Raw genomic sequence first — 23,782 nt, 5'->3', positions numbered from 1 at the left:
CTCAGGCTCGCCGCCTCTTCCACGGGGTGAGGACGTACTGGAGGGCGACCAGCAGCGCGTCCGCCACCACGGCCAGGAGCAGGGTCAGGACCACGCCGACGATCACCGGTGTCGGATAGTTGCGCTGGAAGCCGTCCGTGAACAGCTGGCCCAGGCCGCCGTCGCCGATGTAGGTCGCCACGGAGACCAGCGAGATCGACATGACCGTCGCGATCCGGACGCCCGCCATGATCACGGGGAGGGCGAGGGGGAGTTCGACGGTGAGGAGCGTGCGCAGCGGGCGCGTGCCCATCGCCTTCGCGGCCTCCTTCGTCCTCGCGGGGACGGAGTCGAGGCCCTCGACGGTGTTCCGCAGCAGGACGACCAGGGTGTAGACCGTCAGGCCGATCACGGTCGTGGTGCGGGTCAGGCCGGAGATCGGCAGCAGCAGGACGAAGATCGCGATCGACGGGATCGTGAACAGGACGTTGGACAGGCCCAGGAGGAAGCCGCGCAGGGGGCGGACCCGGTGGGCGACCACGGCCAGCGGGAGGGAGATCAACAGGCCGAGGAAGACGGCGGTCAGGGCCGCCTGGAGGTGGGAGATCGTGAGGGTGGTCAGGTCGTCGGTGTGGCCGGATATCCACGACCAGTCGATGGTCATGCGGCGACCCCTGCGGCTGCGTGCGCCCGGCCCGCGTGCTCGTGGATGTCGTCGCGGGACGAGACGCCGGTGAGGGTTCCGGCCGCGTCGACACGGGCGATCAGGCCGGTGGGCGAGGCGATCGACTCGTTCAGGGCCGACAGGAGGGAGTCGGAGTCCCTCAGCGGGCGTACGGGAAGCTCTGTGCCCTTCGAGGCCTCCGATGCCTTCGAGGCCCAGTGCAGGGGCTTGTTCGCCGCGTCGAGTACGAGGGTCCAGGTGCCGCCCTCGGGGGCCGGGGCCTGCGGGACGTCCGCGAGGGTCTTCAGCGAGAGCAGCTTCAGGCCGCGCTCGGCGCCGAGGAAGTCGGCCACGAAGTCGTCGGCGGGGCGGGCCAGCAACTCGGCCGGCGAGGCGCACTGCACCAGATGGCCGCCCGTGCGGAAGATCGCGATCTGGTCGCCGAGGCGGACCGCCTCGTCGACGTCGTGGGTGACGAAGACGATGGTCTTGCTCAACTCCTTCTGGAGGCGCAGCAGCTCGTCCTGGAGCTGGGTGCGCACGACCGGGTCGACCGCGCCGAACGGCTCGTCCATGAGCAGGACGGGCGGGTCGGCTGCGAGCGCGCGGGCGACACCGACGCGCTGCTGCTGGCCACCGGAGAGCTGGTGGGGATAGCGCTTCCCGGCGTCGGCGGAGAGACCGACGGTCTCGAGGAGCTCGGCCGCCCTCGCCCGTGCCTTCCTGCGGCCCCAGCCCAGCAGCAGCGGCACGGTGGCGATGTTGTCGAGCACCGTGCGGTGCGGGAAGAGGCCCGCCTGCTGGATGACGTACCCGATGGAGCGGCGCAGCTCGGCGGCGTCCTGCGCGGTGACGTCCTTGCCGCCGACCCGGATGGTGCCGGAGGACGGTTCGACCATCCGGTTGATCATCCGCAGAGTGGTCGTCTTGCCGCAACCGGAGGATCCGACCAGGACGGTGACGCCGCCTTCCGGCATCTCGAGGGAGAGATCGTGGACCGCTGTCGTGCCGTTCGGGAAGCGCTTGTGGACCGTGTCGAACTGGATCATGAGATGTCCCTTGCCCGGCTGTATAACGTCATGCAGAGTTCTTGGTGTCTGAATAGGTTGTCAATGCTCGGGCGTTAATCCGAGGTTACTGATTACTGACAGTCAAGATCGAGTGTCCGTATTGAGGGGAGTTTGGGGCCTTATGTCGTCTCGGATCGTGGACGCGTCGGATGCTGTGCGCTCCGGGCCTTCCAGCCTCGTGGTCCTCGACGGGGTCGGCCTCGGCATCGAGGACGTCGTACGCCTCGCCGACGGGACCGCCCGGCCGGTCCCCGGAAGCGAGGCGATGCGGCGGGCCGAGGCGTCCTGGGACGCCGCCCGGCAGATCGCGGCGACCGGTCGCGTGTACGGTCGCTCGACCGGTGTGGGCGCGAACCGGAACGAGGCCGTGCCCACCGAGGCGGCCGCCGGACACGGCCTGCGCCTGCTGCGCAGCCACGCCGGCGCCATAGGCGAGGAGCTGCCGGCCCGGCAGGTGCGGGCGATGCTCGCCGTGCGCGCCAACCAGCTGCTGGCGGGCGGCGCCGGGCTGCGGCCCAGCGTGATCACGGCCCTGTGCGAGGCGCTGGAGAGCGGCGCCTACCCGGTCGTCAACGAGTTCGGCTCGGTCGGCACCGGCGACATCGCGCCGCTGGCCCAGCTCGGGCTGGCCCTCGCGGGGGAGCACCCGTGGCGGGGGGCGGGCGCGCCGAAGGCCCAGCCCCTCGACAACAACGACGCGCTGGCCCTCATCAGCAGCAACGCCCTCACTCTCGGCCAGTCGGCGCTCGCCCTGCACGAGCTGCGCGGGCTGATCGAGGCCACCCAGGTCGTCGCCGGTCTCTCGCTGCTCGCGGTCGACGGCTCGCACGAGCCGTACGCCGCACCCGTACACGCGGCCCGCCCGCACCGGGGGTCCGGCGAGGTCGCCCGGCGGATGCGGGAGCTGATCGGCGCCGACGACCGGCCGACGCCTCCGCTCGGCCGGATCCAGGACCCGTACGGCTTCCGCTGCCTGCCTCAGATCCACGGGCCCGCCCAGGACGCGGCCGACGCGCTGGAGGAGGTGCTCGCCCTCGAGCTCAACGTGGCCGCCGAGAACCCCCTCATCTCCCCCGAGGGCATGGCCGCCTACCACCACGGCGGCTTCTACATGACCCAACTGGCCCTCGCCCTGGACCACTTCCGGCTGGCGGTGACCCAGGTGGCCCGGCTGTCGACGTCCCGGCTGTCCACCCTCAACGAGCCCGCCTTCACCCGCCTCCAGCCCTTCCTCGCCGACCACGAGCCCGCCTCGTCCGGCGTGATGATCCTGGAGTACTCCGCCGCAGCCGCCCTCGGTGAGCTGCGCGCCTGCTCGGCACCCGCCTCGCTCGGCCACGCTGTACTCTCCCGGGGCGTCGAGGAACAGGCCAGCTTCGCCTCGCTCGCCGCCCGGCAGACGCTTCGTGCCTGCGGCGCGTACCGTCTCGTCGTCGGCTGCGAACTCGTCGCCGCCGTACGAGCGTTGCGGCTGCGTGACCTCCGGCCCGAACCGGAGCTTCCGGTGGGCCGGGCGCTGGCGTTCGCCGAGTCGGTGCTCGACGAGGACATGGCCGACCGGCCGCTCACGAACGACGTGACGGCGGCGGCCCGCCTGCTCGACCGGTTCACGCAGATCTGGAGGGGGAGCGAGTGATGACCGCCGACACGAGCGCCGAGACGAGTGCGGACGCCAGCACGGACGAGAGTGCGGGGACGAGTGCGGGCAGGGGTGCGGGGACGAGCGCCGAGACGAGTGCGGACGTGAGCGCGGGGACGAGTGTGGACAGGGGTGCGGGGATGAGCGCCGACGCGAGTGCGGACAGGGGTGCGCAGACGAGCGCGGACGAGGGGGCGGGCGTGCCGGACAGTCCCGCCGCGCGGCTGCAGGCGCTCTTCGAGGGGCACCGGCTGACGCCGACCCAGCGGCGCATCGCGCACAGTATGGTGCGGCGGGCCGCCGACGTGCCGTTCCTGTCCAGCGTGGAGCTGGCCGAACTGGCCGGGGTCAGCCAGCCGTCCGTCACCCGCTTCGCGGTCGCCCTCGGCTTCGACGGCTACCCCGCCCTCCGTCGCCACCTGCGCGAGGTCGCGCCCGTCGAACAGACGGCTGACTCCAGGGCGTACAACGAGTACCAGCAGGCCGTCGAGGCGGAGATCGAGAACCTGAAGCACCTCGCCCAGGTGCTCGCGGACCCGCGGCCCGTGCAGAAGGCCGGCCGGATCCTCGCCGCCTCGCGTCCGCTGCTCGTCCTCGGGCTGCGCGCCGCCGCCTCCCAGGCGTACGGCTTCGCGTACTTCGCCGCCAAGGTCCACCCGGACGTACGGCTGCTGCACGAGGGCGGCACGATGATCCACGACCGGATCGACGCCGCCGTACGGGCGGGCGCCTCGGCGCTGCTGTGCTTCGCGCTGCCGCGGCACCCGCGCGAGGTGGTGGACACCCTCGCCTACGCGAAGGAGGCCGGCCTGACCGTGGTGAGCGTCGCCGACTCCGCGTTCGCGCCCGTCGCCAAGGTGTCCGACCTGCTGCTGCCCGCCGCCGTCGGTACCGGGCTCGCGTTCGACACCGCGTGCGCGCCGATGCTGCTCGGGCGGGTGCTGCTGGAGGCCATGTGCGACGACCTGCCCGACGCGCAGGCCCGGCTGGAGGAGTTCGACGCGCGGGCGGCGGCGCGGGGGCTGTTCGTGGAATGAGCCCGCCAGTTGAGCCGCCCGGCGCGTGCGGGTGCTCTCAGATTCGTCTCACGTTCGCTCGCTAGCGTGTCCGCACTACGGGACTGTGCCGGGTGACGAGGAGGCGGGACGTGGCGCGCGGAGGTCAGGGGCTGGCTCGGGTGGCCGTCGTCGTACGGGCCGGAGCGGCGCCGCTGTGGTGGGCCGGTGTGTTCGCGGCGGGTGTCGGTGTGCTGGTGCCGGGCATCACCGGCCGCCGGATCGGGGTCATGGCGGGGGCGGCGCTGTTCATCATCGCCGCCGCCGTCGTGTCGTACCGTCGCCGCAGGCGCTACACCGCCCTCGCCCGCGGCGCCGCCCGGGCCGGCAAGCACGATGTGCTCCAGGATCGCGCGGTGACCGTACGGAACTGGCGCCACGGCCACCGCTGGTGGCTGCTGCTGGCCTTCGTGGTCGCGCTGGGCAGCTCCCTCGCGGTGCCCGCGGCCGGCGGGATGCTGCTGGCCGGCGCCGGTACCGGGCTGCGGCTGAAGGCCGCCTGGCTCGGGCGGCGCGAGCGGGCCGAGGAGGCGCTGCTGTGGGTGCGGGTCGACTGGCTCGACGCGCGCGGCGGGCGTCCGGCGGGCAAGGCGGTCAAGGGCTACCGCGGCACCGGCATCGCGGCGGGCGACGCGGCCCCGGGCGGGGCCCGCCGCCACACCGCGGCGCTGGTGTAGCGGATCCAGCGGATCCACCCGATCTAGCGGGTGTAGCGGGTCTTTCACACGCGCCCGGGCACCCGGGCTCAGACTTCGAGGTCCTCCTCGATCTTCTTCAGCTGGTGGCGGGCCATCGCCAGGTTGGCCCGTTTGGCGTCGAGCACCAGGTACAGGAACAGGCCGTTGCCGCCGCGCCCGCTGATCAGCCGGAGCAGGTGGTACTGGTCGGACAGGGTGATCAGGATGTCCTCGATCTGTCCCTTGAGCCCCAGGTGCTCCATCGTGCGCATCTTGGCGCGCACGACGTCGGTGTTGCCGGCGGCCGCGACATTCAGGTCGAAGCCCTTGCTGCCGCCCATCGTGCCCAGCGCCATCCCGCTGGTGTAGTCGACGAGCGCGACCCCGGTCGCACCCTCGATGGAGGCGAGCGCTTCCTTCAGTGCGGTCTCGGTGTTGGTCATGGCTGAGTCTCCTCGTTCTCTCAACTTTCGGTGGTGGTGCGCGCGTTGGTGGAAGTGGTGCGTGGCGCGCGGGGGGTTCTGGCGCGTGCGGCCGTGGACTTGGCGGCCGGTGATTTGGGCTGTGGCTTGGGTTGTGGTTCGGGGGCCTGTGGTTCCGAGACCTGCGGTTCGGAGGCCTGTGGTTTCGAGACCTGCAGTTCGGGGGCCTGCGGTTCAGCCGGTGGTTCGGCAGGTGCTCCGGTAGGGGCAGCGGCCGCGGCCGCCGCCTCCGCGTCGACGAGCTCGCCGATACGGGTGCCGGCCCGGCGGCCCTCCAGGTGCAGTCGGCCGACGTTGACGCGGTCCTGGGCGAGCAGCGTCAGTACGGCGGTGCGGCCCGCCGCGTACGTGGCGACGTAGCCGTACACCCCGCGCACGAGCAGCTCGCGCAGGTCGCCCTGACCGGTCGCGTCCGCCAGCCGCGCCGCGACGTCGAGTGCCGTGGCGGTGAGCGCGGCCACGGTCTCCGGCGCGACGCCGGGGGTGTCCTGCGCGAGGACGACGCCGTCCACGCTCGTCGCGAGCGCGCCGGTCAGCTGGGGCACACGGGCCCTCAGCCGGCGCAGCTCCTCGCGTATGTCGGGCTCGGCCGCCATCAGCTCTCTCCTCTCGGCGCGGGTTCGCTGCCGCGGGCTCTGCCGCTCAAAGGGCCTCCAGCGCATCCCTGAGCCTCTTCAGCAGCGTGATGTCGGGATCAGGGACGGAGGCGACGGAGGGAACGGAGGGAACGGCCGAGGACGACACCCGCGCGGGCGGCGGGTGCGGGGCCACGAGCCCGGCCGCCGCCAGCCGCCGTACGTCCACCAGCGTGTGGAACGCCTGCCTGCCCAGCTCCCGCGCGATGTCGGTCGCGGTGCGCACACCGTCCACCCGGGCCAGCACGGCCGCCTGCCGGGCGGTGACCGCGGGCGCCGCGGCCGGGTCGGCCCGGACCAGCGGCGCGCTGTCGGTCAGCGGATCCGGCCAGACGCGCCGCAGCAGCTCGCGGCGGCGGAGCGTCTCGCGCTCCACCGCGGCCACGGCGACCGGGCGGACGGGGGCCGGCGGATGCCCGCTCCCGTAGCGGAAGCGGCCCGGCGTACTGCTCGGCGCGAGGGCGAAGTACGCGGCGTCGTACAGCGCCCCCAACTGGCACAGCTCCAGCGCGCCCGCACTGAGCCGGCCGCCGTCGACCACCAGCCGGCTCACGCCGGGCCGGCTGTCGGTCCGGGTCAGTGCTTCCTGCCAGACCGTGGCGTCGACCGTGCCGTGCGCCGTCAGGAGCACGTCGAGACCGGGCGCGTACGGGCTCTCGGCGTGCACGACCTCGCCCTCGGCGAGGTGGAGCGTGCCGTGCTCGCGGACGAGGACGCCGGTGGCCCGCTCGGCGGCGAGCCGGGTCAGCATCGGAGAAAGGCCGCCCGCCCATTCGCCGCCCGCCCCCTCGCGGGCCGCCGCCTTGTCCCGCACCGGCAGCCGGGGCGGCTCAGTGGTGCCGACCACCGTCATCCCAGCACCAGCCGTCCGGCCATCTCGCCCAGCCGGATGCGGGCCAGCGCGAGGTTGCCCTCCGCCCGGGCCAGCCACACGTGCAGGAAGACGCTGCTGTCGAAGGACGTGGGCACGAACCGCAGCAGGTGGTAGCTGTCCCGGTTGCAAAGGATCAGATCCTCGACCGGCGGGGCCGTGCCGTCGTCCGGTCCTCCGCCCGTGCCGTCACCGGGCGCGAACGCGCCGTGCTCGGCGGCCAGCCGGGCCAGCTCCGCGGCCTCGACGGCCGCCGCCTCGTGGTCGCCGCCCGGTGACTCGCCGACCACCCCCAGGGCCAGTCCGCTCGTCCAGTCCACCAACGCCGCGCCCCGGGCACCGGGCAGCCGCATCGCTTCCAGTAAGCACTCGTCGATTCCGGGCACCGTCGCTCCCCTCCCGCCTGGGGTCCGGCTGAGTGACGCCGAAACTACGCACCGTGTGGGTGACGGGTGAGGGTTCTGGCATTTTCCGGTGGAACATGCGGCGGATGGCTAAGGTGGGTCGGCTGTGCTGGTTCTCATATCAGATGACCCGCATGTCCGCCGGTGTGCGTCAATGGCGGCCGGGCGCGCGCAGAGTGGTGAGCGCCGACGCATGCGCCCCTCCCGACTCGGCCACGATCTCCTCGATCGTCTGCGGCTCGCGCACCGTCGCGAAGACGGTACCGCCGCCGTCCGGGGCGAAGCCGTAAATCCCCGGCCGCGCCAGCGAGTTGTACGCGTAGTGGTGCGCGAAGTAGTACGCGCCCGTGTCCAGCGCCGCCGCGTAGTCCCCCTGCTCCAGCAGCGGCAGCGGGCGGCCCTGGGCGAGCAGGTCGCCCGCGAAGCAGGCAGGCCCGGCCACGTCCTGCACGACCGCCGGCCCCTCCTTGGGCCGCCCCTTCGCGTCGTACGCGGCGATCCGCAGCGGCCAGGACGCCGGCGCGTACACCGTCCGCGTCGCCACCTGCACGCCCGCGTGCGTGACCGCGACCGGCCGCCCGCCGGCGCTCTTGGTGTACTCCACCCGGGCCACCACCGTCCCGTGCTTGGCCAGCAGCGACCGTCCGAACTCGGTCACCAGTCCGTACCGCCCGTCGAGCAGCCCGGGCACCGCCTCGCTCAGCAGTCGTGCGTACTGCGCGTACGTCGGAGCCGTCACGTCCGAGCCGAAGTTCACCGGCAGTCCGCCGCCGATGTCGATCGTGTCGATCTGCGGCCGCCCGAGCCGCCGGTTGATCTCCTCGGCGAGTGCGTACGTCTCCGCCACGCCGCGCACCATCAGTGACAGCGGGATGCCCTGTGACCCGGTGTGCGCGTGCAGACGGCTCAGCCATGGACGGTCCAGATACGCCCGTACGACCCACTCGCGCGCCCCCTCGTCGCGCAGCGCCACCCCGAACTTCGAGGTCTCCGTGGCCGTGGACAGCGCCTCGATGGAACCCGGCCCGACCTGCGGGTTCACCCGGATGCCGAGCGGGGAGCGGCTGGTGGCCGACCGCATGAGACCGTCGATGCGGTCCAACTCCTGCGGGTTGTCCGCGTTGACGGCGATGCCCAGCGCCAGCGCCTCGCGCAGCTCGGCCGGGGTCTTCGCGGGCGAGTCGAGCACGATACGGGCCGGCGGCAGCCCGGCCGCCCGCGCCAGCGCCAGCTCGCCCGGGCTCGCCACCTCCGCGCCGATGCCCTCCTCGCGCAGCAGCCGCAGCACCGGCACCAGCGGGGTCGCCTTCACCGCGAAGGCGTGCAGCACCGGCGTGCCGGGTGCCGTGACCGCGTCGAACGCCGCACGCAGCTCCGCCGCCGACTCGCGGATGCCGATGACGTCGAGCAGCCCGACGATGGGAGCACCGGGTGTGAGCAGCCCCTGCTCCACGGCGGCCCGCACCGCCTCGTCGCGCCGCGCGGCCCGCTCGGCGCCGGAGTCGCTCCGGGACTCGCTCCCGTGGCTGCCGCTGCTGCTGTCGATGCCGTTGGTCCCGCTGGTGCCGTCTTTGCCGTTGCCCACAACATCCCCCGTCATGTCGATGTCCGCGCCCATATATCCAGCCAAACACCCACGACCTGCTCGCGCGGACGGACTCATGTATTGACTAGTTCTATTCAGGTAGTCAGGATGTGAATAACGGCAGCAACAATCCGCTAGGAGGCAGACCATGTCAGGACCCCGCCCCGTACGAGCCCCGCGTGGTACGGAACTGAGCGCCCTGGGATGGCAGCAGGAAGCCGCCCTCCGGATGCTGCAGAACAACCTCGACCCCGAGGTCGCCGAGCACCCCGACAAGCTCGTGGTCTACGGCGGCACCGGCAAGGCCGCCCGTGACTGGCGCTCCTTCGACGCGATGGTGCGGACGCTGCGGACGCTGAAGCAGGACGAGACGATGCTCGTCCAGTCGGGCCGTCCGGTCGGCGTCATGCAGACCCACGAGTGGGCCCCGCGCGTCCTCATCGCCAACTCCAACCTCGTCGGCGACTGGGCCAACTGGGAGGAGTTCCGGCGGCTGGAGCAGCTGGGGCTGACCATGTACGGGCAGATGACCGCCGGGTCGTGGATCTACATCGGCACCCAGGGCATCCTCCAGGGCACCTACGAGACCTTCGCAGCCGTCGCCGCGAAGAAGTTCAACGGCACCCTCGCCGGCACGATCACCCTCACCGCCGGCCTCGGCGGCATGGGCGGCGCCCAGCCGCTCGCCGTCACCATGAACGACGGCGTCGCGATCTGTATCGACTGCGACCCGCGCGCCATCGAACGCCGCATCGAGCACCGCTACCTCGACGTGAAGGCCGACTCCCTGGAGCACGCCCTCCAGCTCGCCGTCGAGGCCCGCGACCAGCGCAAGCCGCTCTCCATCGGCCTCCTCGGCAACGCCGCCGAACTGCTGCCCCGCATGCTCGCCGAGGGCGCCCCCATCGACATCGTCACCGACCAGACCTCGGCCCACGACCCGCTGTCGTACCTGCCGGTGGGTGTGGACTTCGACGACATGGCGTCCGCCGCCGCCAAGGACCCGGCCGGCTTCACCACCCGCGCCCGCGAGTCCATGGCCAGGCACGTCGAGGCCATGGTCGGCTTCATGGACGCCGGTGCCGAGGTCTTCGACTACGGCAACTCCATCCGCGGCGAGGCCCAGCTCGCCGGGTACGACCGGGCGTTCGCCTTCCCCGGCTTCGTCCCCGCCTACATCCGCCCGCTGTTCTGCGAGGGCAAGGGCCCCTTCCGCTGGGCGGCCCTGTCCGGCGAGGCCTCGGACATCGCCAAGACCGACAAGGCGATCCTGGACCTCTTCCCGGAGAACGAGTCCCTCCACCGCTGGATCAAGATGGCCCGCGAGCGCGTCCACTTCCAGGGCCTGCCCGCCCGTATCTGCTGGCTCGGCTACGGCGAGCGCGACAAGGCCGGTGAGCGCTTCAACGACATGGTCGCGAGCGGCGAACTGGCGGCCCCCCTCGCCATCGGCCGCGACCACCTCGACTGCGGCTCCGTCGCCTCGCCCTACCGCGAGACCGAGGCCATGCTCGACGGCTCCGACGCGATCGCCGACTGGCCGCTGCTGAACGCCATGGTGAACGTCGCCTCCGGCGCGTCCTGGGTCTCCATCCACCACGGCGGTGGCGTCGGTATGGGCCGCTCCATCCACGCCGGCCAGGTCTCCGTCGCCGACGGCACGAAGCTCGCCGGCGAGAAGATCCGCCGCGTGCTCACCAACGACCCCGGCATGGGCGTCATCCGGCACGTGGACGCCGGGTACGACATCGCGGAGTCGGTCGCGGACGAGCGGGGCGTGCGGGTTCCCATGCGCGAGGGTGACGACGCGTGACGCAGCGCACGGAGGCGGCGTCGGGCGGCAACTCCCTGGTGGGAGCCGGCGCCCCGGCGACGGCCACGGGTCCGGCCGCGGCGTCCTTCCACCAGATGTGGCGCGACCTGCTGCCCATCGGCCGGCACCCCGACTCCGGCGGCTACCGCCGGTTCGCCTGGACCGCCGCCGACGCCGAGTGCCGGGCCTGGTTCGAGGAGCAGGCCCGCTCCCGCGGGCTGACCTACGAGGTCGACCGGAACGGCAACCAGTGGGCCTGGCTCGGGGACCCGGCCCAGGGGGACGCCGTCGTCACCGGGTCGCACCTCGACTCCGTGCCCGACGGCGGGGCCTTCGACGGGCCCCTGGGCGTGGTGTCCTCCTTCGCGGCCCTCGATGAACTGCGGAACAGGAACGCGCAGCTCAGCAGGCCCCTCGCCCTCGTCAACTTCGGTGACGAGGAGGGCGCCCGGTTCGGGCTCGCCTGCGTCGGCTCCCGGCTCACCGCCGGTCAGCTCACCGTGGAGCAGGCGCACCGCCTCACCGACGGCGACGGGATCACCCTGCCGCAGGCCATGGAGGCAGCCGGCTACGACCCCGACACCATCGGCCCCGACCCGGAGCGGCTCGCCCGCATCGGCGCCTTCGTCGAGCTGCACGTCGAGCAGGGGCGGGCGCTGGACCTGTCCGGCGACCGCGTCGGCATCGCCAGCGCCATCTGGCCGCACGGACGCTGGCGCTTCGACTTCCGCGGTGAGGCCAACCACGCCGGCACCACCCGCCTGGTGGACCGGCGCGACCCCATGCTGTCGTACGCCGAGACCGTCCTCGCCGCCCGTCGCGAGGCCGAACTCGCCGGAGCCGTCGCCACCTTCGGCAAGATCTCCGTCGAGCCGAACGGCGTCAACGCCATCCCCTCCCTGGTGCGCGGCTGGCTCGACTCCCGCGCCGCCGGGCAGGAGACCCTCGACACCGTGGTCACCGGCATCGAGAGGGCGGCCCGGGAGTACGCGGCGGCCCACGGCATCGACCTGGACGTCGTCCGCGAGTCGTTCACGCCGGTCGTCGAGTTCGACCACGCCCTGCGCGACGAGCTCGCCCGCATCCTGGGCAACGACACCGACCTCAAGGTCCCCGTCCTCGGTACCGGGGCGGGACACGACGCCGGGATCCTCTCCGGGACCATCCCGACCGCCATGCTGTTCGTGCGCAACCCCACGGGCGTCTCGCACTCCCCGGCCGAGTTCGCGGCCGAGGACGACTGCGTGGCCGGGGTGAGCGCACTCGCCGACGTACTGGAAGGGCTGGCCCGCAGGTGACGCAGACCCACGCGCAGACCGACGCGCATACCCACACGCGGACGTACTGGCTGGAGCACGCCTGGCTCGACACCCATGTCGAGCCAGGCGTGGCCCTGGAGGTGTCCGAGGGCCGTATCAGCGCCGTCCGTAAGGGCGTCGACTCCCCGCCCCCCGGCGCCGAGATCCTCCGCGGCCTCACCCTCCCCGGCCTCGCCAACGCCCACAGCCATGCCTTCCACCGCGCCCTGCGCGGCACGGTCCAGGTCGGCTCCGGCACCTTCTGGACCTGGCGCGAGTTCATGTACGCCTTCGCCGACCAACTGACCCCGGACACCTACCACGCACTCGCCCGCGCGGTGTACGCCGAGATGGCGCTGGCGGGCATCACCGCGGTCGGCGAGTTCCACTACGTGCACCACGCCCCGGGCGGCACCCCCTACGCCGACCCGAACGCGATGGGCGAGGCCCTGATCGCGGCCGCCGCCGAAGCCGGTATCCGCATCACCCTCCTCGACACCGCCTACCTCTCCTCCGGCTTCGGACAGCCGCCCAACACCCACCAGCTCCGCTTCTCCGACGGCAGCGCGGACGCCTGGGCCGAACGCTGTTCAGTTCTCAAGGAACGGGATCACGCACGGATCGGGGCCGCGATCCACTCCGTACGAGCCGTGCCCGCGGACCAGTTGGCGACGGTGGCGCGGTGGGCCGAGGCGCGGCGGGCCCCGCTGCATGTGCACCTGTCCGAGCAGACTGCCGAGAACGACGCCTGCCAGGCTGCCCACGGCCGCACCCCGGCCCAGCTCCTCGCCGACCACGGCGTGCTCGGCCCGCGCACCACCGGCGTGCACAACACGCACCTCACCGACACCGACATCGCGCTGCTCGGCGGCTCCGGCACCGGCACCTGCATGTGCCCGACGACGGAACGCGACCTGGCCGACGGCATCGGCCCCGCGGTCGCCCTCCAGCGCGCCGGCTCCCCGCTCTCCCTCGGCTCCGACAGCCACGCCGTCATCGACCTGCTCGAAGAGGCACGCGCGATGGAGCTGAACGAGCGCCTGCGCACCCGCACCCGCGGCCACTGGACGGCCGCGGCGCTGCTGCGCGCGGCTTCGGCGGACGGTCACGCAGCCCTGGGCTGGGACGGCGCGGGCCTTCTGGAACCGGGTGCGCTCGCCGACTTCACGACGATCGCCCTCGACTCGGTCAGGACAGCGGGACCCGTGCCGCGGCTCGGCGCCGAGACGGCCGTATTCGCCGCGACGGCAGCGGACGTACGTCACACGATCGTCGGTGGGCGGCACGTCGTACGGGACGGGGCGCACACGCTCGTCCCCGATGTCCCGCAGGCGCTGGCGGCAGCGGTCGAAGCCCTGCGCGCCTGACGGCCACCACCCCGGCCATCGCCCCCCACTCGGCCACCCACGAGGACACCATGAGCAGCAGCACCGTCATCACCAACATCGCCACGCTGGTCACCAACGACCCCTCCCTCGGTGACGGCTCCCCCCTCGGTCTGGTCCAGGACGCGGCCGTCGTCATCGACGGCGACCGCGTCGTGTGGACCGGTGAATCAAGCAAAGCACCCGCCACTGACAATCGCGTCGACGCGGGCGGCCGCGCGGTCCTGCCCGGCTTCGTCGACTCCCACTCCCACCTGGTCTTCGCGGGCGACCGCACGCAGGAGTTCAACGCCCGTATGTCCGGCCGGGCCTACAGCGCGGGCGGCATCCGTACGACGGTCGCGGCGACCCGGGCGGCGAGCGACGAGGACCTCGAGCGCAACCTCACCCGCTACCTCGACGAGGCCCTCCGCCAGGGCACCACGACCTTCGAGACGAAGTCCGGCTACGGACTCACCGTCGAGGACGAGGCCCGCGCGTTGCGCATCGCGTCCCGGCACACCGACGAGGTGACGTACCTGGGCGCCCACATCGTGTCGCCCGACTACGCCGACGACCCGGCCGCGTACGTGGCCCTGGTGACCGGCGAGATGCTCGACGCCTGTGCTCCGTACGCCCGTTGGATCGACGTCTTCTGCGAGAAGGGCGCCTTCGACGGCGACCAGGCCCGCGCGATCCTCACGGCGGGCAAGGCGAAGGGCCTGCACCCGCGCGTTCACGCCAACCAGCTGTCGTACGGCCCGGGCGTCCAGCTGGCCGTCGAACTGGACGCGGCGAGCGCCGACCACTGCACGCACCTGACCGACGCCGACGTGGATGCCTTGGCGAGCGGTCGGACGGTCGCGACCCTGCTCCCCGGCGCCGAGTTCTCCACCCGAGCCGAGTGGCCGAACGCCCGCCGCCTCCTCGACGCGGGCGTCACGGTCGCCCTGTCGACGGACTGCAACCCGGGCTCGTCCTTCACCTCCTCGGTCCCCTTCTGCATCGCGCTGGCGGTACGGGACATGGGGATGACGCCGGACGAGGCGGTGTGGTCGGCGACGGCGGGTGGGGCGCGGGCGCTGCGTCGGGAGGACATCGGTCGCCTCACGCCGGGGGCGCATGCCGACCTGATGCTCCTGGACGCGCCGAGCCATGTGCATCTGGCCTACCGGCCGGGGGTTCCGCTCGTCAGCGAGGTGTGGCGGCGGGGTGCACGGGCGGTCATGCGCTGAACATCGCATCGATCACCTCACGATGGTCCCGCCACCGACCACCACGTTTCGGCGTCCGGTCCGGGAGCAACGGCTCGATCCGCGCCCACTGTGCATCTGTTAGCGGCACACCCGGACCAACGACCGACCAATCCAAACGAGCCTAGGGGCGCTGCTTCAAGCGGTCGACGATCGCCCAGTCCGCCACGTGCGACAGCTGGATGTACGTCTTCTTCCCGGAACGCGAAGTCCGCTCGGCGCGGAAGCCCAGGAATTCATACGACTCTGGGTCGAAGATGAGGTATTTGCCCTTCTCGGACGCGCGCTTGGGGTAGGAGATCCCCACCCCGGTGCGCCCGGCGGAGTCTTTCATCCCCGGGGTCGCCTTGACCCCGGGCACCAGGGCCAGCGCCTCGTACGCGGCGGGGCGCAGTCCCTCGGGCAGCACCGGCCACTTCAGGAGCTCGCCGAGCATGAAGTAGGCCTCGTACCAGTCCCACGCGGTGAAGGCGTCGATCGACTTGTCGGACGTGCCGACGCCGATGATGCCCTGGATGAGCTTCTCCGGGTCGGTGGGCAGCTTCTTCAGTTTGCTCCACTCCCGAGGCGGCCACACGCCCTCGTTCTTCCCCATGGGCTCCTCCCAGATCACCCGGCCGAGCTCCATGGTCAAAGATCGCTTGGAGCCGTCCACCGAGTCCCAGTTCACGTCCACATAGGTCTTGACCGCGCCGGTCTTCCGCTCCGTCTCCTTGATGATCCGCTTCGAGTAGATGAACTGGTCGTCGCGCGGAGCCACGGGCTTCTCGTGCCTACTCGCCCGCGCTGCCGCTCCGTTCAGCACCGTCACGGCGGCGGCGTTGCGCATCTGCGGAGCGTTCGTGCCCGCGCGGTTGGTGCGGCCGCCCTCGTCGGCTCCGTCCTCGGTGATCAGTACCGCCGCGCCCGTAACCGCCATGGTGACCAGCGCGGCTGTCGCGAGGCGCAGCGCGTGGCGGCGGCTGGGTGCGGCGTCGGGGTGTCGCTCCGTGCGCGTAATCGTGTTGAGCAGTCGGTGGCGGGCCTGCGCTCGGGTCGGTTCGGTGAGCGGGGACGCGTCCGCGTTCCAGTCCCGCAGGAGTTCGAGTTCGTCAGTCATGGCCGGATACCTCTCGCAGTGTCGTCGGATCGGATCCGCCCAACGCTTCGCGTAGCTTGCTGCGAGCCCTGTGCAGCCGTGATCTGACCGTGCCGATGGGGACACCGAGGGCCTGGGCCACCTCCTCGTAGCCGAGACCGCCCCACGCCACCAGCAGCAGCACGTCCCGGTGCCGCGCGGGCAGTGCGGCCAGTGCCGCCGCCAGCTCGCGGCGTACGGCCTGTGCCCCTACCCGGGCCGCAGCCCGGTCGGCCAGCGGCTCCTCGTGGTCGGCGGGAGCCGGGATGCGGGCCAGGGCCTTGAACCGGCGGGCCTCGGCCCGACGGTGCCGGCTGACCAGGTTGGTCGCTATGCCGAGCAGCCAGGGCAGGGCGTCGTCGCCCGTGGCCCGCGCGGGGTCGTACCGGTGCCGCTGCTGGAAAGCAGTGGTGAAGGTCTCCGCCATGAGGTCGTCGGCCGGTTCGCCGCCGAGCCTACGGGCCAGATAACGGTGTACCGCATCCGCGTGCCGGTCGAAGAGCACGGCGAATGCCTCGGGTTCATCCCGGGACCGCGCAATTACCGAGGCATCTCTCTCCGCCCCCGTGCGGATGCCTGGCTCGACGGTCATCGGGGCTCCTTTTGTCCTGGGGAACGCTTCGAAGGCTTGGGCTTTCATCTCTCCTTCGCCCGTCGCCCCCGGCGAGTTCCCTCGGGGCCCCTGGCTGCCGGTCCCTGGTGCTGCGCCACGGAATTTCCGCAGCGCAGCACCAGGGCCTTTCTTTCAGATCAGGCCGGCTCCGGTCCGCGGGAGTTGTCAGCGTGCCACACCCCGCGACCCCGACAAGATCCGAAAGAGAGGCCCTAGCCCCCCGCCCGCCACCGCTGCCCCGCACCCCCGCTCAGCGACTCCAGCGACACCCCGTCACCGCCGCCCGCCGGAGTCAGTCCGGTCTCGATCGCGATCGCCGGGCGGATGACTCCGTCGGCATCCACGGTGAAGCGCAGGTTCTCGCCGTGGTCGCCGTCGATCGAGCCGCAGTTCCAGATGCCGACGCCGTTGTCGACGTCGCCGCGGCTGTCGAGGCAGAAGTCGGGGTCGGCGTACGACTGCAGGACGCCGCGGCCCGAGTCGACCCGCCAGCGCTGGGTGGAGGCGGAGGTGCAGGGGGCGGTGACCACGTCCGTGCCGTTGTCGAAGTCACCGGCGACGTCCAGACAGCGGCCCGTGGAGACGTTCACGACCTGGGCGTAGGCGGCGGTCGGCGGGTGCAGGGTCGGGGAGGGGGTCGGGGTCGGCTTCCGGGTGGTCGGTTTCGGGCGGGACGAACTCCGGGTGGGGGAAGGGGAATCAGCAGTGGGTGAGGGGGATGGGGGCGGCGGGGAGAGCGTGGCGGTCGCCGTCACCGTCACCGGGGGGTTGGGCGGGGTGCCTGCCGCGCCCGTCGACTGCTGCCGGCCCTGCGAGCCGCCCGACGACAGCAGGAACAGCAGGAGCGGTGCCAGGGCCACGCCCAGCGCCGCCGAGGCCAGGACGAGGCGCCGGGACCGGGGCCATGTCTGCTGCGCCGGAAGCCCTTTGACGCGCGTAGCGGTTGCGTCGGTCCTGACGTACGCCGTTCCGCTCCACGGCAGCAGGCCCTCGGCGAGGGCGGTGCGCGGGTTGTCGCGCAGGGCGGACAGTTCCTCGTACGCGGCCGTGCAGTGCGCGCAGCGTGCCATGTGGGCGTGCAGGTCCGCGCTGTAGCGGGGGTTGTGCGGCCGTACGGACTCCTCGATCAGGCGGCGGAAGTCCCCGCAGCGCGGGTCGTCGGACGCGGCCAGGCGGGACCGCAGACAGGCCTGGCCCATGGTCTGGAGTGCCTGGGGTGTGCCGTGCCGCACGTCCGGGCGGGTGAGGCCGAGGAAGCCGGCCGTCCGGTCCTCGGGCTCCCCGTCCACGATGCCGTACCAGATCAGGCCTTGCGCACGGGACGGCAGGGAACGGAACGCGGCGAGCATGGGCGGGACCGGCCCGTCGGGCCCGGCCGTGTTCAGGACGAGGAGCAGCGCGGCGTCGAGGCCGGCGGCCCGCTCTTCAGCGGCCCAGGCCGCGGCCAGCCGGCCGGTGAGCAGCAGGAGCCGGTGCCGCAGGGGTACATCCGGGTCGGTGCCGCGCGCCGTCTCGCGGGCCGCGACGGTGAACGTCTGCGCCGTCAGCTGCCGTGCCGTGGACTCGCTCGTCGTGGACAGACGGGCGTAGGCGAGGACCGACGGACGGTGGCGGGCGCGGAGTTCCTGGAGCGCCGGGTACGCGGTCGCGGTGTCGGCGCGCAGCAGCTCGGTCAGCCGGGCGTCGGACGCCCCCGTGTGCACACCGCCGCCCTGAGTCATCCTCCGGCCTCCTCACACCGCTGCGGTCGCCCGCCTTTCCTGACGTACCGGCCAGTTTGGGGTGCCCGTGGTGAGGGAGGAGGGCCTTTGGGGAAAGGGTTATCTCCGGGTAATCGAAAAGTCCGCGGAAGGTCTCCGTGACATCCGAAAGCAGAGAGGACCGGCGGCTGGCGCCGACTTCCCACGCTTCCGTCACTCCTCGATCGTCAGACCCTTCCGCAGCCGCACCAGCGTCCGTGACAGCAGCCGCGACACATGCATCTGCGAGATCCCGAGTTCCTCGCCGATCTCCGACTGGGTCATGTTGGCGACGAAGCGGAGGGAGAGGATCTGCCGGTCCCGGGACGGGAGACAGGCGATCAGTGGCTTCAGCGACTCGACGTACTCGACGCCTTCGAGGTCGTGGTCCTCGTACCCGATGCGGTCCGCGAGCGCGCCCTCGGCGTCGTCCTCCTCGGGCTGCGCGTCCAGCGACGAGGCGGTGTACGCGTTCGACGCCGCCATGCCCTCCACGACCTCGTCGTTGGTGATGCCGAGGCGCTCGGCCAGTTCCGCCACCGTCGGGGCGCGGTCGAGCTGCTGGGCCAGTTCGTCGCCGGCCTTCGCCAGGTCGAGCCGGAGCTCCTGCAGCCGGCGCGGGACGCGCACGGACCACGAGGTGTCGCGGAAGAAGCGCTTGATCTCGCCGATGATGGTCGGCATCGCGAAGGTGGGGAACTCGACGCCGCGGGTGAGTTCGAAGCGGTCGATCGCCTTGATCAGGCCGATGGTGCCGACCTGGATGATGTCCTCCATCGGCTCGCTGCGGGAGCGGAAGCGGGAGGCGGCGAACTTGACCAGGGCGAGGTTGAGTTCCACGAGGGTGTTGCGGACGTACGAGTATTCGTGCGTGCCTTCCTCGAGCGACTCCAGGCGCTCGAAGAGGGTCTTGGACAGGGCCCGCGCGTCGACGGGGCCGACCTCTTCGTACGGAGGTATCTCCGGAAGCCCGGCGAGTACGTCGTCCTGTGGAGCGCGTACGCCGTTGTTCTGCTCGATGGGATCCAGATGTTCCGGAAGGGGTGTCGACGTCGCCTGCTGGGTATGCGAGGCGTCGAGCCGGGGTGACATGATGTCCTCCATCGTTCTCGGCATATGGCTGCCGAAGCCAGTTGCTGCACAGCGGTGTGCGGCGCCTCCAAAGCCGGCCGTGTCGAGTACGTGTCCCTACTAGCCCTACCCGCTTTACGGAGCTGACCGCAAGTCCGTTTCATTAGCAAATGTCCGTTTGTGGGTGGTTGTTCGGGTGTCAGAGTGTGTAGGGACGGCGTAGTGTTCGAGGGCATCTGTCAGCAGTCACGATCTCGGGAGTGGGAGACGCATGGACCGCGGGACGGTCGGCAGCGCACAGTCGGGCCGGCTTCTGGTGGAGGTGCGGGAAGAGGGCTCCAGTGCCGTCGTGACTCCGGCGGGTGAGCTCGATCACCACACCGTCGATCTGTTGCGTGGGCCACTCGAGGACTGCCTCGCCAGGGGCTTCAGCCGACTGGTCGTGGACTGCTCGCGTCTGGAGTTCTGTGACTCGACCGGGCTGAACGTGTTGCTCGGTGCGCGGCTGAAGGCGGAGGCCGCCGGGGGCGGAGTGCACCTCGCGGGGATGCTGCCCGTGGTGGCGCGCGTCTTCGAGATCACTGGGGCGGAGGCGGTCTTCACCGTCCACGACTCGGTCGAGGCGGCCTTGGCCGACGACGGCGCGGACGATGCGAATGACGCGAACGGCGTGAATGACGCGAACGGCGGTGACGGCGGTGGCGGTGTGGCGGGGGACACAGGCGGCGGCCGCGTGGCGGGGGAGGCCGGCGAATCGGGCTGAACAGGTCCGCCGTCCGCTGGTCGTCGTGTCCCGGCCCTCGTCTCCCGGCCGTCCCTCCTGCAGTGAACCGCCCGCCCGTCCGTGCGTCAGCCCCCGTGTGACATCGCCCGCGCCAACAGGGGGTGTTCCGTCGGTCCGGTCGGGCAGGAGACATCCTGAATGTGTCGGCGCCACGTCGACGGATCCCCCGTCGATCTACGTACTGACTCTTGAATCGTGAACTGGTGAATCGGTGAGGTGAAGCGCTGATGAGCACCACCCGGCCCTGCTCGACGGGTGACCGCGGCCCGGAGCCGAGCGGTGCTTCAGGGGCGTCCGAGGGGGGCGCGTCAGGTGCCGGTGCGTCCGGGGAGGGCGCGGCCGCGTCGCCGACGGGTCGTCAGGTACGCCGGCTGACCCTGGACGGCCAGAGCGGTGTCGTTCCGCTCGCCCGCGACTTCGCCCGTCAGGCGCTGTACGCGTGGGGCTGGCTGCCGGCCGCCACCGCGGACCAGCGGGCGGCCGCCGAGGACGTGCTGCTCGTCGTGTCCGAGCTGGTCACCAACGCCTGTCTGCACGCCGAGGGACCGGAGTCGCTCTGGCTCGCCTGCGACGACAAGGCCATCCGGGTCGAGGTCGCCGACCGTGGCGCGGGCCAGCCGGCCCCGCGTACCCCGCACCGCGCCGGCCGCCCCGGCGGACACGGCATGTTCATCGTGCAGCGGCTGTGCCTGGACTGGGGGGTCGTCCGTACACCGGGCGTCGCGGGCAAGACCGTATGGGCGGAACTGGGGGCACCGGCGTGAGCCGGTGAGGAACCGCCCGCACGTTACCCGGGGTTACCCTCAGGTCCACGCCTCCACCCGAAGCCCCGTCAGCGCGCGCCGGATCGTCACAACTCCGGTGTGCGCCTTGTCTTCCCTCCTTGCGGCCCCGGGCGTACCTTGACGGCCGATCTGATGTGCCGTCAGGAATGAGGGGACCGTGTCGTACCAGAAACGAACCGCCGTGTTCGCGTCCGCCGCGGCCCTGGCCGGCTCGGCGGTCTTGCTCGCCGCCCCGGCGGCCCGGGCCGAGGTCGTGAACGTCAACTACCACTGCAAGACGCCCATCGGCGACAAGAGTGCCGTCTCGCCCATCGACATCAAGGGTGTCAAGAGCGGCAGCGGCTACAAGATCACCATGTCCTGGCAGAAGGGCGTCTCGTCCAGCCCGGTCGAACTGGGCAAGGGCTCGATGAACCCGAGCGCCACCGTCAAGCTGGGCGGCGCCGACAGTGGCACCTTCACCGTCACCGGCTCCGCCAACCAGGCCGCGATCCCGGCCGACACCCCCATCAAAATCAACGACTTGAGCGGCACGTACACCCCGAAGAAGACCGGCAAGGTCACCTTCACGGCGGGCGTGCTCACCATCAAGGCGCTCGGCACCACCACCACGTGCACGCCGACCAACAGCCCCGGACCGTCGCTCACCCTCGACGTGACGGCGGCGGGCGGCAGCACACAGAGCGGCAGTGACAGCGGCTCCGGGGCGGCACTCCCGCAGACCGGACCCGAGGACTCGGTCATCGCCCTCGGCACGCTCGGCGGCACGGTGCTCCTCGCCGGCGCGGCGGGCGCGCTGTGGCTGACGCGGAGGAACCAGGCGGCGCGGGCAGGCCGCTGACCGCACGTCGCGCCGCCCGCCCGTCGCCCGGCCGCCACCCCGCAACGAGGCGCTCCGCGCCGCCCCTGCCTGATGGAGCCGCCGATGTCGTACGCCGCCCGTGTCCTGCCCCTGTCCGTTCTCCTGCTGCTGGGCGCCGCCCCCTCCGCCGGTGACTGGTCGGCCGCGCCCTCCGGCGCCGGCCGCCCGTCCTTCTACGCGGAGGGCACGCCCGGTACCGTCCTGCAGGACACGGTGTCCCTGACCAACCGCGGCGGGCGGACGGTCGCCGTACGGCTGCGCGGCACCGGCGTGCCGGTCACGTTCGCCGGGTCCGCGGTACGGATCCCCGCCCGCACCCGCGCCGACGTCCCCTTCACGGTGACCGTCCCGGCGGATGCGGCCCCCGGCGACCGCACCGGCGCGATCGTCGTGCGGGACGCCGACGGCCGTACGGCGACCGTGCCGATCCGACTGCGCGTCGGTGGAGCGGAGTTGTCCGCGGTGACCGTCGAACACGTCGCCGTGCGCGGCGACCGCATCACGTACGAGCTGGTCAACCGCGGTACCACCGTCCTCGCCCCGCGGCTCGCCGTGCGCGCGGACGGCGTGTTCGGCCGCCGCCTCCTCGACCGGCCCCCGCGCGCCCTGCCCGTCGAACTGGCGCCGGGCCGCCGCCTGAAGCTCAGCGAACCCTGGCCCGGCCGGCCCGCCCTCGACGCGGTGGACGTACGGCTGACGGTGACGGCGGCGGGCGGTGCGCGGGACACCGCGAGCGCGTCGGCGCGGTTCGTGCCGTGGGACGCGGTCGCGGGGACGGGGGCCGCGGGAGCGGCTTGCGCCGGCTTCCTCGTCGGGTGGCGGCGCAGGCTTCGCATGGCGGATCGTCCTGTGGCGGGGGAGCCGCTCACGGACGTCGAGTTGACGGGAGCGGTGCGGTGAGCGGCAGGTTGCGGATTTCGGCGCTGGTGGCGGTGGCGGCGCTGCTCGTGCTGCCCCTGACGGGACCCGCGGTGGCGGCCGACGGGCCCACCGTCGAGCTGTCCAAGTCGCAGGCCGGGACCGGCGGTTCGATCACCGTGAGCGGCGGCTGGCGGTCGCACGCGCTGCTGATGCTGCTGATCTGCGGGCAGTCCGAGCCGTCGCGGGGCGTGATCGGCGGCACCAACTCCTGTGCCAACGCGGACGGCCGGGCCGTCACCACCGACGCGAAGGGCCGCTTCAGCCGGAAGCTGCCGGTGGCCGAGCCGCCGGTGCCATGCCCGTGTGTGGTGCACGTCGCCACCGTGACCGGCGCGACGGCGCAGGCCGACGCCGTCTTCCAGGTGGCCGGGCACGCGGTGCAGCCGCTGCCCGCGCAGACGGCCGAGGGACGGCTGTCCGTCCTCACCGACACCCGGCTCGACGGTTCGAGCGGGCTGCTGACCTGGTTCGGGGCCCCGCCCTCACGCACCCTGGTCTTCACCGTCGGCAACGTCGGCTCCGAGCCGGTGAAGAACCCGGTCTTCCAGGTCGGCACCTCGCACGGCGTGTTCGCCCCGCAGTGGGACGACCAGCAGTGGCGCGGCAGCATCGCACCCGGCAAGAAGGCGCAGATCAGACTGCCGGTCGAGCTCACCGCCGGGGCGCACGGCGACTACACCGTCTCGCTCAAGTACGGCGGCCGGGTCCTCGCCGAGCAGCCGTGGGGCGTGGGCCGGCCCTGGGGCGTGACCCTGTTCTGGATCCTGCTCTGCCTGGTCGTGCCGGCCGCGGTGTTCCGCGTCGGGATGGCCGTGGTGGACCGTGTCCGGCCGCGACGGGCGGGCCGGCCGGTCCGGGACTTCCTGCCACTCAGGTGGCGACTCCCGAGGCTGCGCACCGGCGACCGTACGGCCACGCCGACTTCCACGACTTCGGCCCTGCCGTGGTTCACCCCGGACTCCGGTCCGGGCACGGCCGGTCGGCTCTCCGCACCGCACCACGACAGCCCGACGAGTCCTACGACTCCCACCACGAAGGGACCCACGTGAGAACGCGAAGGAGAGTCACACCGGTTGCCGGACGCGGATCGAGAGCGGGCGC

22 protein-coding genes and 2 pseudogenes are annotated in these 23,782 nt (G+C 72.2%); 12 read left to right on the top strand and 12 right to left on the bottom strand.

Translation table 11 applies throughout. The annotated features are described in order from the left end of the window. Nucleotide 1: 1 nt before the first annotated feature. Both ABT114_RS20875 and ABT114_RS20870 read right to left on the bottom strand, forming a co-directional pair. Nucleotides 2–643: an ABC transporter permease gene (locus tag ABT114_RS20875; RefSeq protein WP_351144295.1), complete on the bottom strand. Its 642-nt coding sequence runs from the start codon at nt 641–643 to the stop codon at nt 2–4. Further along, a complete protein-coding gene (locus tag ABT114_RS20870; RefSeq protein WP_351144294.1) occupies nt 640–1,692 on the bottom strand; it encodes an ABC transporter ATP-binding protein in 1,053 nt (350 codons plus the stop codon). The genes ABT114_RS20875 and ABT114_RS20870 overlap by 4 nt, the downstream gene beginning before the upstream one ends. A gap of 142 nt (nt 1,693–1,834) precedes the next feature. On the opposite strand from ABT114_RS20870, the gene ABT114_RS20865 reads away from it, so the two are divergent. The 3 genes from ABT114_RS20865 (at nt 1,835) to ABT114_RS20855 (ending at nt 5,084) form a co-directional block, all read left to right on the top strand. Continuing rightward, nucleotides 1,835–3,349, top strand: coding sequence for an aromatic amino acid ammonia-lyase (locus ABT114_RS20865; RefSeq protein ID WP_351144293.1), 1,515 nt, complete (start codon nt 1,835–1,837; stop codon nt 3,347–3,349). A 143-nt stretch (nt 3,350–3,492) separates the two neighbouring features. Continuing rightward, complete coding sequence (locus ABT114_RS20860; RefSeq protein WP_351144527.1) at nt 3,493–4,389, top strand: MurR/RpiR family transcriptional regulator; 897 nt, start codon at nt 3,493–3,495, stop codon at nt 4,387–4,389. Nucleotides 4,390–4,499: 110 nt separating this feature from the next. After that, a complete protein-coding gene (locus ABT114_RS20855) occupies nt 4,500–5,084 on the top strand; it encodes a hypothetical protein (protein ID WP_351144292.1) in 585 nt (194 codons plus the stop codon). Between the two features lie 68 nt (nt 5,085–5,152). Here ABT114_RS20855 and ABT114_RS20850 read toward each other — a convergent pair whose 3' ends face one another. The 5 genes from ABT114_RS20850 to ABT114_RS20830 form a co-directional block, all read right to left on the bottom strand. After that, nucleotides 5,153–5,527, bottom strand: a complete 375-nt coding sequence (locus ABT114_RS20850) for a roadblock/LC7 domain-containing protein (RefSeq protein ID WP_351144291.1) — start codon at nt 5,525–5,527, stop codon at nt 5,153–5,155. Nucleotides 5,528–5,547: 20 nt separating this feature from the next. Beyond that, a complete protein-coding gene (locus ABT114_RS20845; protein WP_351144290.1) occupies nt 5,548–6,162 on the bottom strand; it encodes a roadblock/LC7 domain-containing protein in 615 nt (204 codons plus the stop codon). A 46-nt stretch (nt 6,163–6,208) separates the two neighbouring features. After that, nucleotides 6,209–7,054, bottom strand: a complete 846-nt coding sequence (locus ABT114_RS20840; RefSeq protein WP_351144289.1) for a transcriptional regulator — start codon at nt 7,052–7,054, stop codon at nt 6,209–6,211. Further along, complete coding sequence (locus ABT114_RS20835; RefSeq protein ID WP_351144288.1) at nt 7,051–7,458, bottom strand: hypothetical protein; 408 nt, start codon at nt 7,456–7,458, stop codon at nt 7,051–7,053. Before ABT114_RS20835 ends, ABT114_RS20840 begins: the two co-directional genes overlap by 4 nt. Nucleotides 7,459–7,627: 169 nt before the next feature. Then, a complete protein-coding gene (locus ABT114_RS20830) occupies nt 7,628–9,076 on the bottom strand; it encodes a type III PLP-dependent enzyme domain-containing protein (RefSeq protein ID WP_502988351.1) in 1,449 nt (482 codons plus the stop codon). 133 nt (nt 9,077–9,209) lie between these two features. Here ABT114_RS20830 and hutU point away from each other — a divergent pair, with 133 nt between their 5' ends. The 4 genes from hutU to hutI all read left to right on the top strand — a co-directional run bounded on the left by hutU (nt 9,210) and on the right by hutI (nt 14,771). Continuing rightward, nucleotides 9,210–10,874 (top strand): urocanate hydratase, encoded by a 1,665-nt coding sequence (hutU, locus tag ABT114_RS20825; protein WP_351144286.1) that lies wholly within the window; start codon nt 9,210–9,212, stop codon nt 10,872–10,874. A gap of 95 nt (nt 10,875–10,969) precedes the next feature. Further along, nucleotides 10,970–12,172 (top strand): allantoate amidohydrolase, encoded by a 1,203-nt coding sequence (locus tag ABT114_RS20820; protein WP_502988359.1) that lies wholly within the window; start codon nt 10,970–10,972, stop codon nt 12,170–12,172. After that, the gene (locus ABT114_RS20815; protein ID WP_351144285.1) at nt 12,169–13,539 is read left to right on the top strand and encodes a formimidoylglutamate deiminase; all 1,371 of its coding nucleotides are present in this window, start codon (nt 12,169–12,171) and stop codon (nt 13,537–13,539) included. Before ABT114_RS20820 ends, ABT114_RS20815 begins: the two co-directional genes overlap by 4 nt. A 50-nt stretch (nt 13,540–13,589) precedes the next feature. Then, nucleotides 13,590–14,771 carry an imidazolonepropionase gene (gene hutI / locus ABT114_RS20810; protein ID WP_351144284.1) on the top strand — a complete coding sequence of 394 codons (1,182 nt, stop codon included), beginning with the start codon at nt 13,590–13,592 and terminating at the stop codon, nt 14,769–14,771. Between the two features lies 1 nt (nt 14,772). On the opposite strand, the pseudogene ABT114_RS20805 reads toward hutI, so the two are convergent. The 5 genes and pseudogenes from ABT114_RS20805 to ABT114_RS20785 all read right to left on the bottom strand — a co-directional run. Then, nucleotides 14,773–14,907 (bottom strand): annotated as a pseudogene (locus ABT114_RS20805) (transposase); the annotation flags it as partial. 6 nt (nt 14,908–14,913) lie between these two features. After that, nucleotides 14,914–15,888, bottom strand: a complete 975-nt coding sequence (locus tag ABT114_RS20800; RefSeq protein ID WP_351144283.1) for a CU044_5270 family protein — start codon at nt 15,886–15,888, stop codon at nt 14,914–14,916. Then, nucleotides 15,881–16,498 (bottom strand): RNA polymerase sigma factor, encoded by a 618-nt coding sequence (locus ABT114_RS20795; protein ID WP_351144282.1) that lies wholly within the window; start codon nt 16,496–16,498, stop codon nt 15,881–15,883. Before ABT114_RS20795 ends, ABT114_RS20800 begins: the two co-directional genes overlap by 8 nt. Nucleotides 16,499–16,731: 233 nt before the next feature. After that, a complete protein-coding gene (locus tag ABT114_RS20790) occupies nt 16,732–18,240 on the bottom strand; it encodes a ricin-type beta-trefoil lectin domain protein (protein WP_351144281.1) in 1,509 nt (502 codons plus the stop codon). Between the two features lie 192 nt (nt 18,241–18,432). Further along, the gene (locus tag ABT114_RS20785; protein WP_351144280.1) at nt 18,433–19,362 is read right to left on the bottom strand and encodes an RNA polymerase sigma factor SigF; all 930 of its coding nucleotides are present in this window, start codon (nt 19,360–19,362) and stop codon (nt 18,433–18,435) included. A gap of 238 nt (nt 19,363–19,600) precedes the next feature. Between ABT114_RS20785 and ABT114_RS20780 the strand changes: the two are divergent. From ABT114_RS20780 to ABT114_RS20760, 5 genes and pseudogenes are all read left to right on the top strand, one after another. After that, nucleotides 19,601–19,969, top strand: a pseudogene (locus tag ABT114_RS20780) (STAS domain-containing protein); the annotation flags it as partial. Nucleotides 19,970–20,340: 371 nt separating this feature from the next. Further along, on the top strand, nt 20,341–20,877 hold the full coding sequence (locus ABT114_RS20775; protein WP_351144279.1) for an ATP-binding protein: 537 nt from the start codon (nt 20,341–20,343) through the stop codon (nt 20,875–20,877). 178 nt (nt 20,878–21,055) lie between these two features. Continuing rightward, complete coding sequence (locus tag ABT114_RS20770; protein ID WP_351144278.1) at nt 21,056–21,739, top strand: LPXTG cell wall anchor domain-containing protein; 684 nt, start codon at nt 21,056–21,058, stop codon at nt 21,737–21,739. 84 nt (nt 21,740–21,823) lie between these two features. After that, complete coding sequence (locus ABT114_RS20765; protein WP_351144277.1) at nt 21,824–22,660, top strand: COG1361 family protein; 837 nt, start codon at nt 21,824–21,826, stop codon at nt 22,658–22,660. Next, nucleotides 22,657–23,730, top strand: coding sequence for a hypothetical protein (locus tag ABT114_RS20760; RefSeq protein WP_351144276.1), 1,074 nt, complete (start codon nt 22,657–22,659; stop codon nt 23,728–23,730). The genes ABT114_RS20765 and ABT114_RS20760 overlap by 4 nt, the downstream gene beginning before the upstream one ends. The last annotated feature ends 52 nt before the right edge of the window (nt 23,731–23,782 follow it).

Source organism: Streptomyces sp. NPDC002088, assembly GCF_040296605.1.
GTDB lineage: Bacteria > Actinomycetota > Actinomycetes > Streptomycetales > Streptomycetaceae > Streptomyces.
This window is presented reverse-complemented; position numbering and strand designations above follow the sequence as displayed.

Bases quoted from the DNA above. Each gene is read 5' to 3' on its own strand.
- hutI (WP_351144284.1), top strand. From the start codon at position 13,590: ATGAGCAGCAGCACCGTCATCACCAACATCGCCACGCTGGTCACCAAC.
- ABT114_RS20795 (WP_351144282.1), bottom strand. From the start codon at position 16,498: ATGACCGTCGAGCCAGGCATCCGCACGGGGGCGGAGAGAGATGCCTCG.
- ABT114_RS20800 (WP_351144283.1), bottom strand. From the start codon at position 15,888: ATGACTGACGAACTCGAACTCCTGCGGGACTGGAACGCGGACGCGTCC.
- ABT114_RS20765 (WP_351144277.1), top strand. From the start codon at position 21,824: ATGTCGTACGCCGCCCGTGTCCTGCCCCTGTCCGTTCTCCTGCTGCTG.
- ABT114_RS20860 (WP_351144527.1), top strand. From the start codon at position 3,493: ATGAGCGCCGACGCGAGTGCGGACAGGGGTGCGCAGACGAGCGCGGAC.
- ABT114_RS20785 (WP_351144280.1), bottom strand. From the start codon at position 19,362: ATGGAGGACATCATGTCACCCCGGCTCGACGCCTCGCATACCCAGCAG.
- ABT114_RS20775 (WP_351144279.1), top strand. From the start codon at position 20,341: ATGAGCACCACCCGGCCCTGCTCGACGGGTGACCGCGGCCCGGAGCCG.
- ABT114_RS20875 (WP_351144295.1), bottom strand. From the start codon at position 643: ATGACCATCGACTGGTCGTGGATATCCGGCCACACCGACGACCTGACC.
- ABT114_RS20845 (WP_351144290.1), bottom strand. From the start codon at position 6,162: ATGGCGGCCGAGCCCGACATACGCGAGGAGCTGCGCCGGCTGAGGGCC.
- hutU (WP_351144286.1), top strand. From the start codon at position 9,210: ATGTCAGGACCCCGCCCCGTACGAGCCCCGCGTGGTACGGAACTGAGC.
- ABT114_RS20865 (WP_351144293.1), top strand. From the start codon at position 1,835: ATGTCGTCTCGGATCGTGGACGCGTCGGATGCTGTGCGCTCCGGGCCT.
- ABT114_RS20850 (WP_351144291.1), bottom strand. From the start codon at position 5,527: ATGACCAACACCGAGACCGCACTGAAGGAAGCGCTCGCCTCCATCGAG.
- ABT114_RS20870 (WP_351144294.1), bottom strand. From the start codon at position 1,692: ATGATCCAGTTCGACACGGTCCACAAGCGCTTCCCGAACGGCACGACA.
- ABT114_RS20830 (WP_502988351.1), bottom strand. From the start codon at position 9,076: ATGACGGGGGATGTTGTGGGCAACGGCAAAGACGGCACCAGCGGGACC.
- ABT114_RS20790 (WP_351144281.1), bottom strand. From the start codon at position 18,240: ATGACTCAGGGCGGCGGTGTGCACACGGGGGCGTCCGACGCCCGGCTG.
- ABT114_RS20820 (WP_502988359.1), top strand. From the start codon at position 10,970: ATGTGGCGCGACCTGCTGCCCATCGGCCGGCACCCCGACTCCGGCGGC.
- ABT114_RS20840 (WP_351144289.1), bottom strand. From the start codon at position 7,054: ATGACGGTGGTCGGCACCACTGAGCCGCCCCGGCTGCCGGTGCGGGAC.